Below are 16,557 nucleotides of genomic sequence, written 5' to 3'. Positions count from 1 at the left end.
AACGGATAAAAACTCTAAATTGATGAAAACAGTATTACTTATAGAAGATAATAAAGATGTACGTGAAACAACTGCTGATATTATTGAATTGGCAAACTACAATATTATAACTGCTGAAGATGGTAAAGAAGGAATAACTAAAGCGTTACAACACATACCTGATATTATTTTATGTGATATTATGATGCCTGGATTAAGTGGTTATGAGGTTTTTCATGTTCTAAATAAAAACTCAAAAACAGCAAGTATTCCCTTTGTATTTTTAACCGCAAAAGCCGAAAAAGCAGATGTAAGAAAAGGAATGAACCTTGGTGCAGATGACTATTTAACTAAACCGTTTGAAGAACATGAACTACTAGATGCAATTTCGAGCCGACTACGTAAAAAAGATTTTTTACAAAAACAATTTGCCAAAAATATAGAAGGAATTACAGAATTTTTTGAAGAAGCATCAACCTATCTTGACATTGAAATTCTATCAAAAGACAGGGAATTACAACAGTTAAAAAAAGGAGAAATTATTTTTAATGAAGGAAGAACAGCACATTCTATGTATCTTATAGATAGTGGAGCTGTTAAAACATTTAAAGCCACAGAAACAGGGAAAGATTTTGTTACTGGCATGTATAAATCTGGTGATTTTATTGGGCAACTTTCTTTATTAAGTCATAAAGAAGTATATATAGAAACTGCTATTGCTTTAGAAAACACGGCTGTTTTTGGAATACCAAAAGACTTTTTTATAAAATTACTACACTCTAATAAAATAATAGCAAATAAGTTTATAGAGCTTATTTCTAATGATTTGGTAGAAATACAATCTAAATTAGTAAATATGGCCTATGCCACTGTACGACAAAGAGCCGCAAAAGCATTATTAGAATTACACAGTAAAGGATTAATTAACGACAACCCAAACTCAGGTATTGGAATACCTCGAGATGATTTTGCTGGTATTATAGGCACTGCAACCGAAACTGCCATAAGAACTTTAACTGAATTTAAAGAAGAAGGATTTATTGAAGTTACTACTGGTAGAAAACTTAAAATATTAAATAAAAAAGGACTAGAACAAATAGCCAGTTTCGATTAAAGCCAGATCAAAATCAGATTATTTAATTTGTAAACAACAGAAAATTATATTCTATAAAATTAATTAAAACAAGGCTTATACCTGACCCAAATCATTGTATAAATATAGTTACAGTTTTAACTTCGCCTTAATAATTAAAAATTGTTTAAGATGAATTATGCTATAAAAAATGAGTCTATAAAACCAGATAAAAAATTAGTTTTTATAATAAATTTTGAGCAATTAATAGATATTAAAAATACCATTAAAAATATACTGAATAATAAATTAGACCTACAACTATCTGTATTAGGAAAAATAAATAACAACGACCATTGTAAAGAAACCTTAGAAAATGAATGGAAAAAAGTATTTGGAAAAAATTCAGGTTTTAGAATATTATCAAGTCAAGAAATCGGAACCTTTTTTATAGCAGGATCACTCACAGAATTATTTCTATATAAAATTGATGGTAAACCTTTAGGAGAAATGACAACTGGCCTATATGGTATTTTAAGAGGATTGGGGTTTAATAAAAATAAAGTAGAATTGTTTTTAAATGACTTACGTTCAAACCAATATTTATTAATTTTAAGAGGTCATAATTTACAAATAAATAAAATTCAGAATCTATTATAATAAAATTGGAAGTTCCGTTAAAAAGCAAAACTTCCAATCAATTCTATCCAACCATCTTTCTTAATTTCTTTATAATAGTAATTAATAAATATTCTTGAAAAGCCCCTTGGAAACTATGCAATAGATTAGTTGGGTAAACGTCTTTATTTATTCTTGACACACCTATTTTTATATTTTCTTTATCAATTTCTCGTTTAAGTTTTAAAATTTTTAATTTTTTATCAATATCTTCAAATGAATTATATTCAGTTTTATTCATAATTTTTTGAAATAAAATTTAGAAAATTTTTTAATAATAGGTCTATTAATTTTATTTCTTAAAAAATAAGTAACTATCACTATTATTAACATGAATGAACCTACTATTAAAAAACCATAAAAAGTACTATCTAATAGTTGTCCTAAACCAATGGAGGCTGCAAAAGTTAATAGAAACAATACTATCAAAGTCAATGCACCTATCACTAAAATTTGTACAAATGAAGTAACTAACTTCATTGACATTTTAAAACTTTTTAGATATATATAATCCTCAGTATTTTTAATATAGGATTGTACATTGTCTTGAGCCTCCTTTAAGTCCTGTTTTAATTCTTCAAAAATCATTCTTATTAATTTTTTTGAAGATGGGCATTTTTCTTTTTCAAATTCTCCAATTTTTCTTCTAAAGTAGATATTATATCTTCAGCTTTATAACTCATATTAGACAGTGTATCATCTAATTTTTTATCAAATTCAGCTTTTTTCTCATTTGCTGTTTTAGTTAATTCTTCTTTTGCATGACGAATTCGGTCAGAAACATCATGCCCTGCATCTTCTAACTTATTTTTAATTTTACCTCTGGTATTTTTACCTTTATCTGGGGCAAATAAAATTCCAAATCCTGCTCCTAATGCTGCTCCTGCAACTAAAGCTACTAATACATTTTCACTATTTTTTGCCATGATTTTTTGTTTTAAAAAGTTAATACTTAATTAGTTTACTATTATAAATTTATCAGAGAAAAGTAAAATTCACAATGACTTGGGTCAGTTTTACAAATAATTTCGTAAAACTTTCTTCTTTAAAATTCCCTTTTATCTTGCTTCTATCCATTTAATTGCCAACTCCTTTTCTTCTTGAGAGAATGATTTAAATTGTATTCCTGGAGTTATTAAATCTGTTATTTTTACCAATACATTTATATTTTTATTTGGTACAACTGCAATTTTTTTAAACTTTCTATAATAACTAAATCCCATTTTTAAATCTTCCAAAAATGCTCTAAGAGTCATCCCTTCAAAGTCTGAAAACTCAACAAGTAACGAAACTTCATTTTCATAATTATGCATAATTTTATTAAGTGCTTTATAATCAAAAATGGTAAGCTTATCATAAACAATAAGGTGAAGATAGTTTTCTTTTGGCCAAATTGCCAAACCATGTTTTTCGTTATGTGATGAAGAGTTTATCCAATCAATAGCCTTTTCTTTCTCGTCCATATCAAATTGTTTCATTTCTACTTTTGGAGTTAACATACCTGCGATTTCAATAATATTCTCAACCCAATCGTTATTTGTTATTAATGCATATTTTCGAAGATGCCTAAGCACATACCATTTATCCCCAAGATTATCAAAAAAAAGTTTTATACTTTCTATTCCATTAACATCTTCAATTTGCATTAATAAATTTACATTTTCATTTTGATCAATTATGGTTCTTAATTTTTTATAGGTCTTATTAATTGTTTCTGAATCAATACCATCACTTATGGTTAAACTTACCGTAGTATTAAGATTTAAGCTTGTTAATTTTGTAGTTTCCATTTTACTATTTTTTATTAAATATAAGAAGGCAAAAGCCATTAAAACTATGTTATACTAAGACCAATTTTAAACGCCTCAGTATTATATTATTTTTCTTCTCTGTTTGGAATTCGAAATAATTAAATCCAAACAATTATTAGATATTTTGTGAAAATAAGGTATGTTTATTTAAGAAAAAATGACCTACATCAGCTAATAAACAATTTTAAACTGACCTAAATCATTGTTACATTTTTATGAGAACAGTAGTTTTGATTAAACTCTAAATAAGGTAATTATGAAAGTTTTAATGAAGTTTGACCAACTAAAAAATGATAATTTATACGATACCAATTGTGAATGGAAAATTTGTAGAAATTTAAGTAGAATAATGGATGTTAAAGTTGTAAATGTCAATGAAAACAAACATACTTTATCTATTATTTATGAAAACCCAAAAACAGTTTCTAAGGTGATAGACGAACTACGTAGAATTGGGTGTCCAATTAAATATACTATAAAAACTTCTAAAGCAGAATTATTTAGAAGGTTAGAATAGGAAAATAACTTGATATGATAAAAATCATAGTTTTCTTGAATATTGCTTACTAACTTTACGTATTATAAAAAGGTTTGATATGAAAAATATACTCTATGCTACCGACTATTCGAAAAATTCTATTACGGCTTTAAAATATGCTTATGAGCTAAGCACTAAAATAAATGCTCAGCTTAAAGTTATTCATGTATTTCATTACCCATCAACATTAGTTGAAATGACAACTAATACTGATGATGATTTTGGAGTAAATTACTTTAAACGTCATACTGCAAAACTAGATCAATTTTGTTACGATTATTTAGGTACTGATTTAAAAAATGTATCAGTTGAAGCTGTAGAAAATAAATCAATTTTAGAAGGGATAATTTCTAAAGCTAAAGAACTTAGTCCTCGTTTAGTTATAGTGGGTACCAAAGGGCAAAGTTCTATAAAAGATTTAATAATGGGTAACACCACGAAAAATCTAATAGAAAAAGGGTTATTCCCTGTAATGTCCATACCAAGTATAGAGCAATTACCCGAATTAAAAACTATAGTATATGCAACTGCTTTTGAAGAAGAAGACCTCCATGCTATTTGTAAATTAACTGAAATTGCCTTACCTCTAAATGCTACAATAAAAATAGTACACGTTTCTTCAAAAAAAGATTATCCTGGAGACATACAAATGGAATGGTTTAAAGAAATGCTTAGCGAAAAATTAGATTATAAAAACTTAGAATTTAAGGTGATTACCTCTGATGATGTTTTTAATTCATTAAGAAAGTATGCAAATGATGTAAATGCTGACTTATTAGCAATGTTAGAACGTAAAAAAGGAGGATTTCTTAAAAATTTATTAAACAAAGATACCGTACATAAAATGAATGATTATGGAAAATATCCACTCATCAGTTTTAACACAAGCAATTGTATTAAGTTAAGTTTTTCATAACTTATTATATTTTAAAACATCAAGTTGAGATAAAATCAATTTTTTGTTATTTTACAATTTTTTAAAACTTACATTATGAAACAGATTCTTTTACCTACCGACTTTTCTGAAATTTCTAAAAATGCGATTGATTATGCTTTAGAATTATTTCAAGATTCTGAATGTACATTTCACTTTTTAAACACCTATACACCTGTAATATACAATTACGATTACCAAATGAATACAGGCGGTCATGTAGGTGGAGTTGTAGATATTGTACGTAATAATTCTAAAGAACAACTAGAAGCATTAAAAAAATATGTAATTGAAAAGTACAATAATCCTAAACATAAATTTGAATTAATTTCATCGTTTAGCTTATTAACTGAAGAAATAGAATTTCTTGTTGAAAAACTTAACTTAGATTTAGTTATAATGGGTACAAAAGGTGCTTCAGGACTTCAAGAAGTTTTATTTGGTTCTAATACAGTACATACTATAAAAAAAGTTAAATGTCCAGTATTGGCAATTCCTGACGGATTCTTTTTTGAAAAACCTAAAGAAATACTCTACCCAACAGATTATAAAATAGATTATACTTCAAATCATCTTATGGTGTTAAAAAACATAGCTAAAATGTATAAATCTACTGTTCACATACTTCATGTTTCATCGGGTAATGAATTAAATGAAACAGAAAAGCAAAACAAAGATAAATTAGATAATATGTTAAACGGAATTGATCATATTTTTCATACTGTACCAGATCAAGCCATTCCTAATGCCATAAATGATTTTCAAAAAACAACGTACATTCACCTGCTAATGATGGTAAAAAATAAACATACATTTTTAGAGAATTTATTCTTTAAAAAAGTAATTGATCAAATAGGATTTAACTTAACCATTCCATTTTTGGTAGTACCTTCAGAATTTTAATTCTTTTATACTCATATGAAAAACATTTTAATACCAACTGATTTCTCAAAGAATGCCAAAACAGCTATAGATTATGCTATTAGTTTATATGCTAATGTAAATTGTACTTTTCACATATTGCATTCTACTTATTTTATAAATCCAGAATCTAGAACCCATATAACGCCACATTATGTAAATAAGGTAAAAGAAGAAGGTGAAATAAAAACTAAAGAAACGGTTTCTAAATTAAATAAGAAAAATACAAATAGTAAGCATAACTTTAAATGTATTATTTGTGACAAAAAATTGAGTATTGCTATTGATAAATCGGTAAAAGAAAATGCCATTGATTTTATTGTTATGGGTACCAAAGGTACAACAGCTTCTATCGATTATTTTGCGGGTAGTAATACTATAGAAATTGTTAAAAAAATAAAAAGTTGTCCTATTATAGTAGTTCCTGACAAACAACAATTTGTTACACCTAAGCAAATTGCATTTCCAACTGATTTTAGCCGTTTTTATGATGATAGAGAAATAGAACCTCTTAAAAGTATAACTGAACTTTACACGTCAGAAATTAAAGTTATCCATATAAACAAAGAAGGCTCACTAACTGATATTCAAGAGTATAACAAAGAATTATTAAGTAATCATTTAAATAATTTCACCTTTAGTTTTCACTTTATAAAAGACAATGACAAAAAATCGAATAGTATTGAAAATTTTATTGAAGAATTTAAAATTGACCTATTGGTTATGGTAAATTACAGACATAGTCTAATAGAGAATATTTTAAGAGAACCTGTAATTAAAAAATTAATTTTTCATCCTAAAATTCCAGTATTAATAATACCAGAATAGAAAAAATTTAAAGCATAAGATTGTCTCTCTCTTAAAGTAATTACTAATCCTTTTTGAATGAGAATAATATGATGTTTATCTTAAATGAAGTTATTCTGAAAAAGACATCCCTTTATGAACTTGTAGATAAATAAGATAATTACTATTAGTAATTATTTTTTTAATACTAACCTCGTTTTAATCCTGTAATTTCAAGATTCTTTATTATAAAAATAATAGACGATTTTTGATCAAACATTTTACTTGAAAACTCATTTAAAAAACTCATTTTCTTATGCTCTTTAATTCTAATTAGATCTTTTATGCCTAATGAAAAATCATGAAGTTTTGCTTTTGCACTTACACCTTCTAATTCTTCAAAAACTCCTCTAACTGAAACAGAGTTCCAATTATTTATAGCGTTAATTTCTGTAACAGACATTGACACGTTAGGGTTAGTTCTCATAGCTTTAATTTTCTGCCCTTCAGCAGAATAAAAAACTAAAGTATGATCATTTTTATCATAAAAATAAGTTATAGGCACAACATACGGTATACGCAATACTAAATATGACAAATAACCTATGTAGTTATTCTTTAAAATACGAATACATTCTTTTGTATTTATTGTTTTAACCATAACGCACCAGATTAATAACCTTATAAATTTACAAAAATAACAATGGAACCTTACTAGCATAAGTAAGATTTGTAGATGTTGACGTAGAAAATACTCTTTTAAAAAATGATTTGGTATTTATAATTTTCGAAATCATCTCAATGTTATATTTTGCTACAATTTGCTCTATTGTATTTTTCTCAAGACTATAATTAGTCTTTATAAAATCAATATTAACACCGTTAAAAATACTAGTAATTATATTATTTTGATTCTCTTTTTTAGCAGCTGACACTTTTAAACTAGCATTAAATTTTGAAATAAAATACATTAATGGTTTAATGCTATCGTCATTAAATTTAGTATCATAAATAAATAAAATATTTTCTGGCTTTGTAAATTTATAATTCTCTGGAACAACCAATGTAGGTAAAGTAATATTCTTTAACACATGTACTGTATTTGATCCAAAAACAGTTTCTTTAATACCAGAAACACCATTTGTTCCCATTATTATTAAGTCAATATTTTTAGATTGAATTACCTGTTTTACTGAACTTATAAAACTGTCGTAATTACATATTCCATCAATAGTATAAGATTCACTAGCATATTCTCTTTTTAAATCATTTACTAAAATATTCAATTTCTTTTTTGGATTTTTAATTACTGCATCGTACACCGTTTTATTAGGAGAAGTTAGTAAATCACTAGTGATATATTTAGAAATTTTTTGAACATTTAACACATAAAAATTACATGGTTCACCTCTAAATAGCTGCATGCCATATCTTATAGCATTGTTTGCATTTTTAGAAAAATCTGTTAGTAAAAGTATATTGGTCATAACTGTTATATTTTCATTAATAAATATACAATTTAATTGAATTCTAAAGTATGACAAATATCATTGTGGATACTTAAGCATACTATTACCTTTGATTTCATAAAATAATAATATTATCATGTCGAAAACAACATTAATACAAAAGTATAATGTACCTGGACCAAGATACACTAGCTATCCTACGGTACCTTATTGGGATGAAGATAGTATTAATGAAGATAGTTGGATACAAACCATAAAACATTCATTTGAAGAAAGTAATTCAACGAAAGGTATTAGTTTATACATTCATCTTCCTTTTTGCGAAAGTTTATGCACATTCTGTGCATGTCACAAACATATTACAAAAAGACATGATGTAGAAACTCCCTATATCAAATCGCTTCTAAAGGAATGGGAATTATATTTGCAACACTTTGATAAAAAACCCTTATTAAGAGAATTACACTTAGGCGGAGGAACACCTACATTTTTTGAGACCTCCAATTTAGAAAATTTAATAAAATCTATTTTATCTTCAGTTGATTTACACCAAGATTTTGAATTTAGTTTTGAAGGACACCCTAACAATACAACAAAAAAACATCTACAAACACTATATAATTTAGGTTTTACTAGAGTTAGCTTTGGTGTACAAGATTATTCAGAAAAAGTACAAAAAGCTATTAATAGAATACAACCTTTTGAAAATGTAAAAAATGTAACAGAATGGGCTAGAGATATTGGTTACACTTCTATAAGTCACGATTTAATTTTTGGATTACCTTTTCAAACAGTAGGTGATATTATTGACAGTATTAAAAAAACAATGGATTTAAAACCAGAGCGAATTTCATTTTATAGTTATGCTCACGTGCCTTGGATTAAAGGAGTTGGACAACGAGGCTTTAAAGATTCTGATATACCTAAAGGTGAAGAAAAAAGAAAGTTGTACGAAATAGGCAAACATATGTTACTCAATTTAGGTTATATTGAAACAGGAATGGATCATTTCTCGTTGCCTTCAGATGCTCTATTTAATGCTTTTAACAGTGCTAATTTACATAGAAATTTCATGGGTTATACTACCAACCCAACCCAGCTAATGATTGGTTTAGGAATGTCTGCTATTAGTGATTCTTGGTATAGTTTTGCTCAAAATGAAAAGTCTGTAAAAGCATATCAACAACAAATTGAAAATGGTAAAATACCTTTGATTAAAGGACATTTATTAACTGAAGAAGATTTAATAATAAGAAGACACATTTTAAATATAATGTGTCACTTTAGAACTTCATGGAAAAGTGATAAATTAAAATTTAAAGAATTACCTGAAACCATAAATCGATTAAAAGAACTTGAAAAAGATGGATTAGTAGTAATAGTAGATGAAGAGCTTCTTGTACCAAAAAATGCAAGGGCTTTTGTGAGAAATATTTGTATGGCTTTTGATTTAAGAATGGTAAGAAACAAACCAGATACAGAATTATTTTCGATGACTATTTAATTGTTATAACTACTAAAACTTTTGGTTAACTTTTAGAAGGAAAAACTCAAAAAACGTGAATTTTTCCTTCTTTCATTTCTCTAGTATAATCAGCTATAGTTTTATCACTTAACTCATTTATCAATTTATTCCTTAAAGGAGTTATTGCATTATGTAACGGACAAGGGTTACTACCATTACATTCAGATAGACCTAAAGCACATTCTTTAAATTTTCCTAATCCATCTATGGCATTAACAATTGATATTAACGAATTTAATCGATTGTCATCAGATAAATAAAACCCCCCATTTCTCCCCTTCTTCGAAGAAATAAAGTTACGTCTTGTAAGCTCTTGTAAAGTTTTGGCTAAAAATGGTGCTGGAATATCAATATCATCGGCTATTTGCCACGGACTAAATTTTTTTTCTTCATTCGAATTAAGAGATAAATATAATACGGCTCTAATTGCATAAGTACTTGATTTTGATAACATTTTTCATTATTTTAGCTCTGACAAAATAAAAAGATAAAAAAGTCTTTTTATATGATAAATATCATATTTTTATCAGTACATCAACATTATTTTTGTGTCAAATATAAATCAACAATTATGAAACCAGCAACTTTAATACCTATTTTAGTGTTTGCCATTGTTATTTCATGCACAAATAAAAATCATACTGATAATAAAACAAAAGGGAACACAATAGAACAAAATTCAAAACAAGAAGCAGAAAATCAAGGTCAGGCTTCCATTACAGATGATATTTCTGATTCAAATGCATTACAAGTAGCTAAATCTTTACCTGATTTCACCACTCTTGTAACTGCCATAGAAACCGCAGGTGTAGAAAACTCAGTAGTAAACGTTGGTCCTTTAACAATCTTCGCTCCCACCAACAGTGCTTTTGACAAATTACCTTCAGGTACATTAGAAAACCTAGTTAAACCCGGAAACAAGGAAAAATTAGCTTATATCTTAAAAAATCATGTTGCCCCAGCTAATTATCCTGATTCCCAATTAGAAAAAGAAGCTGAAAAAGGACGTAAATTATATATGGCTTCTGGAGAATATTTAAATGTTCTAAAGAAAGAAGATGGTCTTTACGTAGGAGATACTAAAATTTTAAAAACTGTAAAAGTGAGTAATGGATGGATACATGTTATAGACGATGTAATTATTCCAACAAACAAGTAAAAAACAATAATTTTTAATAATAAATAGGAATATAAATCAATAATCTAAAACTAAAATAATGAAAAAAATAATTTTAAGTATGGTAGTATTCTCTCTAATCTTTTTAGTGAGTTGTGGTGATAAAGCAAAAAAAGATGGTGTAGAAAAAACAATAAAAGAAACTGTTACTGAAGAACCTGCTAGCACTGACCCTATGCAAAACAAGGGTATCGGACCTGTAAAAAGTGTAACATTAGCAGAAGAAATAGATCACGAATTAGCCGCTAAAGGTAAAGAAGTGTATGAGCAAATGTGTACCGCATGTCACAAAGTTGATAAAAAGTTTATTGGCCCAGCTCCCAAAGACATTTTAAATAGACGTTCACCTGAATGGGTTATGAATATGATTTTAAACCCAGATGTTATGGTAAAAGAAGATCCTATTGCTAAAGCATTATTAGCAGAGTATTTATCGCCAATGTCTAATCAAAATTTAACAGAAGAGCAAGCGAGATCCATCTTAGAATATTTTAGAACCTTATAATAATCAAACTTTAATTAAAATAAATCACATGAAAACAACTTTCAAATTAATAATGCTGTTGTTATCTGCTACTTTTTTACTGAGTAGCTGTGGTAATAACAATGGAAAATCTTCTGGAAGCGACGGTGCTTTAAGAAGCAGCAACGCAGAAAAAGTATATGTTGCCCCTGGCGAACACGACGAGTTTTATGCATTTATGTCTGGTGGTTATAGTGGAAATTTAACAGTTTACGGATTACCTTCTGGAAGAATGTTTAAAGAAATTCCTGTATTTTCTCAATTTCCAACCAGTGGTTATGGATATTCAGAAGAAACTGTACCCATGTTAAATACCTCTTTTGGTTTTGTACCTTGGGATGATTCTCACCATCCAGATATTTCTCAAACAAATGGAGAATTAGATGGCCGTTGGATATTCATAAATGGAAACAACACACCTCGTATTGCAAGAATTAGTCTTAAAACCTTTGAAACAGAAGAAATTATTGAGGTACCAAATAGTGCTGGAAATCACAGTTCTTCATTTGTTACAGAAAATACAGAATATGTAGTTGCAGGTACTCGTTTTTCAATTCCTGTTCCTCAAAAAGATATGCCTATTAGTGAATACAAAGGTAATTTTAAAGGTGCTTTGTCTTTTATTAAAGTAGATCAAGAAACAGGTAGAATGGCAATTAAATTTCAAGTATTAATGCCTGGTTTTAACTATGACTTATCTCACCCTGGAAGAAATAAATCTCACGGATGGTTTTTCTTTACTACCTACAATACAGAAGAAGCGAATTCATTATTAGAAGTTAATGCATCTCAAAATGATAAAGACTTTATTGCTGCAATTAACTGGAAAAAAATTGAAGAATATGTAAATAATGGTGGTGGTAAAATAATGCCTACCAATTATGCACATAATGTATATGATGAACATTCTCATTCAGCTACATCAACCATGATAAAAGAAGTACTTACTGTAGATCCAACTGAAATACCTGGGGCAGTTTATTTATTACCTACACCAAAATCACCTCATGGTTGTGATGTTGACCCTTCTGGTGAATATATCATTGGTAATGGTAAATTATCAGCTGATTTAACGATACATTCCTTTACTAAAATGTTAGACGCAATTGAAAATAAAAAATTTGATGGTGATGCTTACGGTATTCCAATTTTAAACTTTGAAGATATTTTAGCAGGTACTGTTAAATCTGGTGGTTTAGGTCCATTACACACAGAATTTGATGATAAAGGAAATGCGTACACCACTTTCTTTATTTCCTCTGAAGTTGTAAAATGGAAAGTGGGTACTTGGGAGGTTATTGATAGAAAACCAACCTATTATTCTGTAGGTCACTTAATGATTCCTGGAGGTAATTCTCGTAAACCTTTTGGTAAATATGTAGTTGCTATGAATAAAATTACAAAAGACCGTTATTTACCAACAGGCCCTGAGTTAGAACATTCTGCTCAATTATACGACATTACAGGTGATAAAATGGAATTAATTTATGATTTTCCTACTCATGGAGAACCACATTATGCTGCTGCTATTCCTGCAGATTTAATAAAAGACAATTCTCAGAAAATATATCGATTAGATGAAAATAAACATCCTTATGCAGTAACCAATCAAAGTGACGCTAAAGTAACCAGAAATGGAAATGAAGTTCATATTAGTATGTCTATGATTAGAAGTCACTTTACACCTGATAATATAGAAGGTATAAAAGTAGGTGATAAAGTATATTTCCACATCACAAACCTAGAACAGGATTTTGATGTACCTCATGGTTTTGCAATGATTGGAGCTAACACCTCTGAAATTTTAGTAATGCCAGGACAAACTAAAACCATTCTATGGGAACCCAAACAAGTAGGTGTTTGGCCATTTTATTGTACAGATTTCTGTTCAGCATTACATCAAGAAATGCAAGGGTATATTAGAGTATCCCCTAAAGAATCTAACATTGATTTGTCTTGGTCTTTAGACGGTGAATAATATGTTATTTTAGTTTGAAAAGGCTGTATTGAAAATTTCAATCCTTTAGTTTGATACAGCCTTTTTGTAATAATCCTTCAGAACTATTAAAAGTTCTAGCCTCTTAGACAAAAACAAAAAACAAAAACAATGAAAAAAGCCGGTTTTATTATGATTATTGGCTCCTTATTACTCTTGGGCCTATTTAAATTTCCTTTATGGAATATTATGTTAGGAGCTCCACAATATCCAGAACCATTAGGGTTGGATATTTATATAACTGGCATTCAAGGTGCCTCAGAATTTGATTTACAAAACATTGATGGACTAAACCACTATATTGGTATGAAAACTATCCCCAAACCAGAAGATATGTGGGAATTTTCTGTTTTTCCAAAAGTAATTGCTGGTATGGTAATCTTAGGAGTACTAATAGGAATTTTAGGTATGACAGGCAAAGTTTCATATAAATGGTTTTTAGGTTGGTTTATATTAATGTCTATTTTAGGCATTTTAGGTATGTATGACTTTCATTTATGGTTGGTTGATTACGGAAGTAATCTAGATCCTAATGCCATTTTAAAAATGGTAGATGATCAAGGTAATCCAATGAAATACGACCCTCCTCTAATTGGACACAAAGTTTTATTAAATTTTGATGCGTTTTCATATCCACATACAGGTGCCTACATGATGTTTATTGGAATGATATTAACTGTAATTGCATTTTTTATAGGTAAAAAAGAAACTAAAAAGATATGAAAAAACTTATTCTACTTTTATTGATGTTAAATCTAGTTTTTGCATGTTCTATAAAACCATCAAAAATTGAATATGGTAAAGATGCTTGTCGTTATTGTAAAATGACTATTGTACAAAAAACGCATGCCGCACAAATGATAACCAAAAAAGGAAAACCCTTTAAATATGATGCGGTTGAATGTCTAATAAATGATTTACTTGACCGAGATACTAGTAAAATTGAATTGATTTTAGTGACAGATTATCTAAATCCGGCAACATTAATAGATGCTAAAACCGCAACGTACTTAATCAGTTCAACAATTAAAAGTCCAATGGGTGCAAATTTATCAGCATTTGCTTCTAAAGAAGAAGCTAAAAAGTTTCTGAAATCATACAAGGATAAATTATATACTTGGCAAGAAATAAAAACACAGAGTTTTAAATAAAAACGTAAATCAAACAATTAGTTGATACAATGTTCAAAGCAGCACTTACATTTTTACTATTTAATAGCATTATTTTAACTAGTTATTCTCAATCTATTGATGTATGTAAAGCGTGTGATGTCAAAACTTTGACTGATGCCATTGCCAAATCAAAACCTCATAATAAAATTATTATTCACAAAGGCACTTATTATGAAAGCGATATTACAATTGATAAACCATTACATATTATAGGTAAAAACAACCCAATTATTGATGGAGAAAATAAAAGTTATATACTCATAGTAAAATCTGATAGTGTAACTGTTTCTGGGCTAACAATTAAAAATCCTGGACAAAGTTATACTAAAGATTATGCTGCGGTTTTAATTTCTCAGAGTAACAATTTTAAATTTGAAAATAATTCATTAGAAAATGTATTTTTTGGCTATTTATTAGAAAAATCACATCAGGGAATTATAACAGCCAATAAAGTTTCTAGTAATGCTGTAAATCAATCATCATCTGGAAATGGAATCCATTTATGGAATTGTTCTAATATTACTATTTCAGATAACGAAGTATTTAATTTACGAGATGGCATCTACCTAGAGTTTGTAAAAGAAAGTAAAATACTAAATAATCAAAGTTACAACAATATGCGTTATGGCTTACATTTTATGTTTTCTAATAACAACGAATATCACAATAATACTTTTAAAAATAATGGTGCTGGTGTTGCGGTAATGTTTTCAAAATTTATAAAAATGACTGGAAACACTTTTACGGAGAACTGGGGAACTGCCTCTTACGGATTATTGCTAAAAGAAATTTATGATGCCGAAATAGAAAACAATACTTTTAAAGAAAACACCATTGGAATTAACGTAGAAGGCTCTACTAGAATCAATTACACAAAAAACAACTTTATTAGCAATGGTTGGTCTGTAAAAATTGCTGGAGCTTGTTATACCAACAATTTTAAACAAAACAACTTTTTAAACAATTCTTTTGACATTTCTTACAATAGTAAAATGCATGATAATAAATTTAACAATAATTACTGGAGTTCATACACAGGTTATGATTTAGATAAAAATGGTATTGGAGATGTCCCCTACCGTCCTGTGAAACTATTTTCTTATATTGTCAATAAAACCCCAGAAACTATTGTTTTATTAAGAAGTTTATTTGTAGATATTATTAATTTTTCTGAAAAAGTTTCACCTGTTTTTACCCCTGATGAATTGGAAGATATTAACCCTTTAATGAGTCCCGTTTTAAATGATTAAAATTAAAAACCTACATAAAAAATTTGGAAAAGTAGAAGTTTTAAAAGGGTTAGATTTATCTATTCACTCTAACACTTCTAGTGGAGGTATTGTTGCTGTTTTAGGACCTAATGGTTCTGGAAAAACTACTTTGATTAAAAGTATTTTAGGAATGGTAATCCCCGATAAAGGTGAAATAAAACTACAGGATAAAAATATATTAAAAAAACATCAATACAGAAATAACATTAATTATTTGCCTCAAATTGCCAATTTTCCTAGTAATCTAAGTGTAAAAGAATTAATAAAAATGGTAAAAGATTTACGTCCCAAACCTACTACTGATAACAATTTAATTGATTTGTTTGGGTTACTACCATTCTTAGATAAAAAATTAGGTAATTTATCTGGTGGCACAAAACAAAAAGTAAATATTCTATTAACTTTTATGTTTGACAGTGAACTCATTATTTTAGATGAACCCACAACTGGTTTAGACCCTATTTCATTACTTAATCTTAAAAAAATAATTTTAGAAGAAAAGCAAAAAGGAAAAACCATTTTAATTACATCTCATATAATGAGTTTTGTTGAAGAAATGGCCGATGAAATTGTATTTCTTTTAGATGGAAAAATATATTTCAAAGGCACTTTGGTAGAAATTAAACAAAGTACCAATCAAAAAGATTTAGAACATGCTATTGCTGCTATATTAACTACTACCAATTCAAAATTCAATTGATATAA

Annotated in this window: 21 protein-coding genes; 14 read left to right on the top strand and 7 right to left on the bottom strand. The window is 28.1% G+C overall.

Features of this window, described 5'->3' with window-relative positions; genetic code table 11:
* The first annotated feature begins 22 nt into the window (after window positions 1-22).
* A complete protein-coding gene (locus EGM88_RS05960) occupies window positions 23-1,093 on the top strand; it encodes a response regulator (RefSeq protein WP_123897048.1) in 1,071 nt (356 codons plus the stop codon).
* Window positions 1,094-1,243: 150 nt separating this feature from the next.
* Complete coding sequence (locus EGM88_RS05955) at window positions 1,244-1,711, top strand: hypothetical protein (RefSeq protein WP_123897047.1); 468 nt, start codon at window positions 1,244-1,246, stop codon at window positions 1,709-1,711.
* Window positions 1,712-1,754: 43 nt separating this feature from the next.
* On the opposite strand, the gene EGM88_RS05950 is transcribed toward EGM88_RS05955, so the two are convergent.
* From EGM88_RS05950 to EGM88_RS05935, 4 genes are all read right to left on the bottom strand, one after another.
* Window positions 1,755-1,970 (bottom strand): DUF6327 family protein, encoded by a 216-nt coding sequence (locus EGM88_RS05950; protein WP_123897046.1) that lies wholly within the window; start codon window positions 1,968-1,970, stop codon window positions 1,755-1,757.
* On the bottom strand, window positions 1,967-2,317 hold the full coding sequence (locus tag EGM88_RS05945) for a hypothetical protein (protein WP_123897045.1): 351 nt from the start codon (window positions 2,315-2,317) through the stop codon (window positions 1,967-1,969). The genes EGM88_RS05950 and EGM88_RS05945 overlap by 4 nt, the downstream gene beginning before the upstream one ends.
* A gap of 5 nt (window positions 2,318-2,322) precedes the next feature.
* Window positions 2,323-2,655 carry a YtxH domain-containing protein gene (locus EGM88_RS05940; protein ID WP_123897044.1) on the bottom strand — a complete coding sequence of 111 codons (333 nt, stop codon included), beginning with the start codon at window positions 2,653-2,655 and terminating at the stop codon, window positions 2,323-2,325.
* Between the two features lie 132 nt (window positions 2,656-2,787).
* Entirely contained in the window at window positions 2,788-3,519 is a 732-nt protein-coding gene (locus EGM88_RS05935; RefSeq protein WP_162497549.1) for a SpoIIAA family protein, read from the bottom strand.
* 277 nt (window positions 3,520-3,796) lie between these two features.
* Here EGM88_RS05935 and EGM88_RS05930 point away from each other — a divergent pair, with 277 nt between their 5' ends.
* The 4 genes from EGM88_RS05930 to EGM88_RS05915 all read left to right on the top strand — a co-directional run bounded on the left by EGM88_RS05930 (window position 3,797) and on the right by EGM88_RS05915 (window position 6,761).
* Entirely contained in the window at window positions 3,797-4,057 is a 261-nt protein-coding gene (locus tag EGM88_RS05930) for a cation transporter (RefSeq protein WP_123897042.1), read from the top strand.
* A 79-nt stretch (window positions 4,058-4,136) separates the two neighbouring features.
* Complete coding sequence (locus EGM88_RS05925) at window positions 4,137-4,994, top strand: universal stress protein (protein WP_123897041.1); 858 nt, start codon at window positions 4,137-4,139, stop codon at window positions 4,992-4,994.
* Between the two features lie 75 nt (window positions 4,995-5,069).
* The gene (locus EGM88_RS05920) at window positions 5,070-5,915 is read left to right on the top strand and encodes a universal stress protein (protein WP_123897040.1); all 846 of its coding nucleotides are present in this window, start codon (window positions 5,070-5,072) and stop codon (window positions 5,913-5,915) included.
* A gap of 15 nt (window positions 5,916-5,930) precedes the next feature.
* On the top strand, window positions 5,931-6,761 hold the full coding sequence (locus EGM88_RS05915) for a universal stress protein (RefSeq protein ID WP_123897039.1): 831 nt from the start codon (window positions 5,931-5,933) through the stop codon (window positions 6,759-6,761).
* Window positions 6,762-6,927: 166 nt separating this feature from the next.
* Here EGM88_RS05915 and EGM88_RS05910 read toward each other — a convergent pair whose 3' ends face one another.
* Entirely contained in the window at window positions 6,928-7,380 is a 453-nt protein-coding gene (locus tag EGM88_RS05910; RefSeq protein ID WP_123897038.1) for a pyridoxamine 5'-phosphate oxidase family protein, read from the bottom strand.
* Window positions 7,381-7,408: 28 nt separating this feature from the next.
* Window positions 7,409-8,206, bottom strand: a complete 798-nt coding sequence (locus tag EGM88_RS05905; protein WP_123897037.1) for a universal stress protein — start codon at window positions 8,204-8,206, stop codon at window positions 7,409-7,411.
* 118 nt (window positions 8,207-8,324) lie between these two features.
* Here EGM88_RS05905 and hemN point away from each other — a divergent pair, with 118 nt between their 5' ends.
* Window positions 8,325-9,692, top strand: a complete 1,368-nt coding sequence (gene hemN / locus EGM88_RS05900) for an oxygen-independent coproporphyrinogen III oxidase (RefSeq protein WP_123897036.1) — start codon at window positions 8,325-8,327, stop codon at window positions 9,690-9,692.
* A gap of 46 nt (window positions 9,693-9,738) precedes the next feature.
* Here hemN and EGM88_RS05895 read toward each other — a convergent pair whose 3' ends face one another.
* Complete coding sequence (locus EGM88_RS05895; protein WP_123897035.1) at window positions 9,739-10,167, bottom strand: RrF2 family transcriptional regulator; 429 nt, start codon at window positions 10,165-10,167, stop codon at window positions 9,739-9,741.
* Between the two features lie 117 nt (window positions 10,168-10,284).
* On the opposite strand from EGM88_RS05895, the gene EGM88_RS05890 reads away from it, so the two are divergent.
* The 7 genes from EGM88_RS05890 to EGM88_RS05860 all read left to right on the top strand — a co-directional run bounded on the left by EGM88_RS05890 (window position 10,285) and on the right by EGM88_RS05860 (window position 16,552).
* Window positions 10,285-10,872, top strand: coding sequence for a fasciclin domain-containing protein (locus EGM88_RS05890; protein WP_123897034.1), 588 nt, complete (start codon window positions 10,285-10,287; stop codon window positions 10,870-10,872).
* Between the two features lie 58 nt (window positions 10,873-10,930).
* Window positions 10,931-11,395, top strand: coding sequence for a cytochrome c (locus tag EGM88_RS05885; protein WP_123897033.1), 465 nt, complete (start codon window positions 10,931-10,933; stop codon window positions 11,393-11,395).
* A gap of 28 nt (window positions 11,396-11,423) precedes the next feature.
* Window positions 11,424-13,391 (top strand): Sec-dependent nitrous-oxide reductase, encoded by a 1,968-nt coding sequence (nosZ, locus tag EGM88_RS05880; protein WP_123897032.1) that lies wholly within the window; start codon window positions 11,424-11,426, stop codon window positions 13,389-13,391.
* Between the two features lie 129 nt (window positions 13,392-13,520).
* Window positions 13,521-14,132: a hypothetical protein gene (locus EGM88_RS05875; RefSeq protein WP_123897031.1), complete on the top strand. Its 612-nt coding sequence runs from the start codon at window positions 13,521-13,523 to the stop codon at window positions 14,130-14,132.
* Complete coding sequence (locus tag EGM88_RS05870) at window positions 14,129-14,560, top strand: nitrous oxide reductase accessory protein NosL (protein WP_123897030.1); 432 nt, start codon at window positions 14,129-14,131, stop codon at window positions 14,558-14,560. The genes EGM88_RS05875 and EGM88_RS05870 overlap by 4 nt, the downstream gene beginning before the upstream one ends.
* Before the next feature lie 29 nt (window positions 14,561-14,589).
* A complete protein-coding gene (locus EGM88_RS05865; RefSeq protein WP_123897029.1) occupies window positions 14,590-15,831 on the top strand; it encodes a nitrous oxide reductase family maturation protein NosD in 1,242 nt (413 codons plus the stop codon).
* On the top strand, window positions 15,824-16,552 hold the full coding sequence (locus EGM88_RS05860) for an ABC transporter ATP-binding protein (RefSeq protein ID WP_123897028.1): 729 nt from the start codon (window positions 15,824-15,826) through the stop codon (window positions 16,550-16,552). The genes EGM88_RS05865 and EGM88_RS05860 overlap by 8 nt, the downstream gene beginning before the upstream one ends.
* The last annotated feature ends 5 nt before the right edge of the window (window positions 16,553-16,557 follow it).

The sequence above is a fragment of the Aureibaculum marinum genome, from assembly GCF_003813905.1.
GTDB classification, from domain to species: Bacteria; Bacteroidota; Bacteroidia; order Flavobacteriales; family Flavobacteriaceae; genus Aureibaculum; species Aureibaculum marinum.
This window is presented reverse-complemented; position numbering and strand designations above follow the sequence as displayed.

What these genes read in the sequence shown, in the direction of transcription:
- EGM88_RS05960 (WP_123897048.1), top strand. Translation starts at nt 23, where the DNA reads ATGAAAACAGTATTACTTATAGAAGATAATAAAGATGTACGTGAAACA.
- EGM88_RS05955 (WP_123897047.1), top strand. Translation starts at nt 1,244, where the DNA reads ATGAATTATGCTATAAAAAATGAGTCTATAAAACCAGATAAAAAATTA.
- EGM88_RS05950 (WP_123897046.1), bottom strand. Translation starts at nt 1,970, where the DNA reads ATGAATAAAACTGAATATAATTCATTTGAAGATATTGATAAAAAATTA.
- EGM88_RS05945 (WP_123897045.1), bottom strand. Translation starts at nt 2,317, where the DNA reads ATGATTTTTGAAGAATTAAAACAGGACTTAAAGGAGGCTCAAGACAAT.
- EGM88_RS05940 (WP_123897044.1), bottom strand. Translation starts at nt 2,655, where the DNA reads ATGGCAAAAAATAGTGAAAATGTATTAGTAGCTTTAGTTGCAGGAGCA.
- EGM88_RS05935 (WP_162497549.1), bottom strand. Translation starts at nt 3,519, where the DNA reads ATGGAAACTACAAAATTAACAAGCTTAAATCTTAATACTACGGTAAGT.
- EGM88_RS05930 (WP_123897042.1), top strand. Translation starts at nt 3,797, where the DNA reads ATGAAAGTTTTAATGAAGTTTGACCAACTAAAAAATGATAATTTATAC.
- EGM88_RS05925 (WP_123897041.1), top strand. Translation starts at nt 4,137, where the DNA reads ATGAAAAATATACTCTATGCTACCGACTATTCGAAAAATTCTATTACG.
- EGM88_RS05920 (WP_123897040.1), top strand. Translation starts at nt 5,070, where the DNA reads ATGAAACAGATTCTTTTACCTACCGACTTTTCTGAAATTTCTAAAAAT.
- EGM88_RS05915 (WP_123897039.1), top strand. Translation starts at nt 5,931, where the DNA reads ATGAAAAACATTTTAATACCAACTGATTTCTCAAAGAATGCCAAAACA.
- EGM88_RS05910 (WP_123897038.1), bottom strand. Translation starts at nt 7,380, where the DNA reads ATGGTTAAAACAATAAATACAAAAGAATGTATTCGTATTTTAAAGAAT.
- EGM88_RS05905 (WP_123897037.1), bottom strand. Translation starts at nt 8,206, where the DNA reads ATGACCAATATACTTTTACTAACAGATTTTTCTAAAAATGCAAACAAT.
- hemN (WP_123897036.1), top strand. Translation starts at nt 8,325, where the DNA reads ATGTCGAAAACAACATTAATACAAAAGTATAATGTACCTGGACCAAGA.
- EGM88_RS05895 (WP_123897035.1), bottom strand. Translation starts at nt 10,167, where the DNA reads ATGTTATCAAAATCAAGTACTTATGCAATTAGAGCCGTATTATATTTA.
- EGM88_RS05890 (WP_123897034.1), top strand. Translation starts at nt 10,285, where the DNA reads ATGAAACCAGCAACTTTAATACCTATTTTAGTGTTTGCCATTGTTATT.
- EGM88_RS05885 (WP_123897033.1), top strand. Translation starts at nt 10,931, where the DNA reads ATGAAAAAAATAATTTTAAGTATGGTAGTATTCTCTCTAATCTTTTTA.
- nosZ (WP_123897032.1), top strand. Translation starts at nt 11,424, where the DNA reads ATGAAAACAACTTTCAAATTAATAATGCTGTTGTTATCTGCTACTTTT.
- EGM88_RS05875 (WP_123897031.1), top strand. Translation starts at nt 13,521, where the DNA reads ATGAAAAAAGCCGGTTTTATTATGATTATTGGCTCCTTATTACTCTTG.
- EGM88_RS05870 (WP_123897030.1), top strand. Translation starts at nt 14,129, where the DNA reads ATGAAAAAACTTATTCTACTTTTATTGATGTTAAATCTAGTTTTTGCA.
- EGM88_RS05865 (WP_123897029.1), top strand. Translation starts at nt 14,590, where the DNA reads ATGTTCAAAGCAGCACTTACATTTTTACTATTTAATAGCATTATTTTA.
- EGM88_RS05860 (WP_123897028.1), top strand. Translation starts at nt 15,824, where the DNA reads ATGATTAAAATTAAAAACCTACATAAAAAATTTGGAAAAGTAGAAGTT.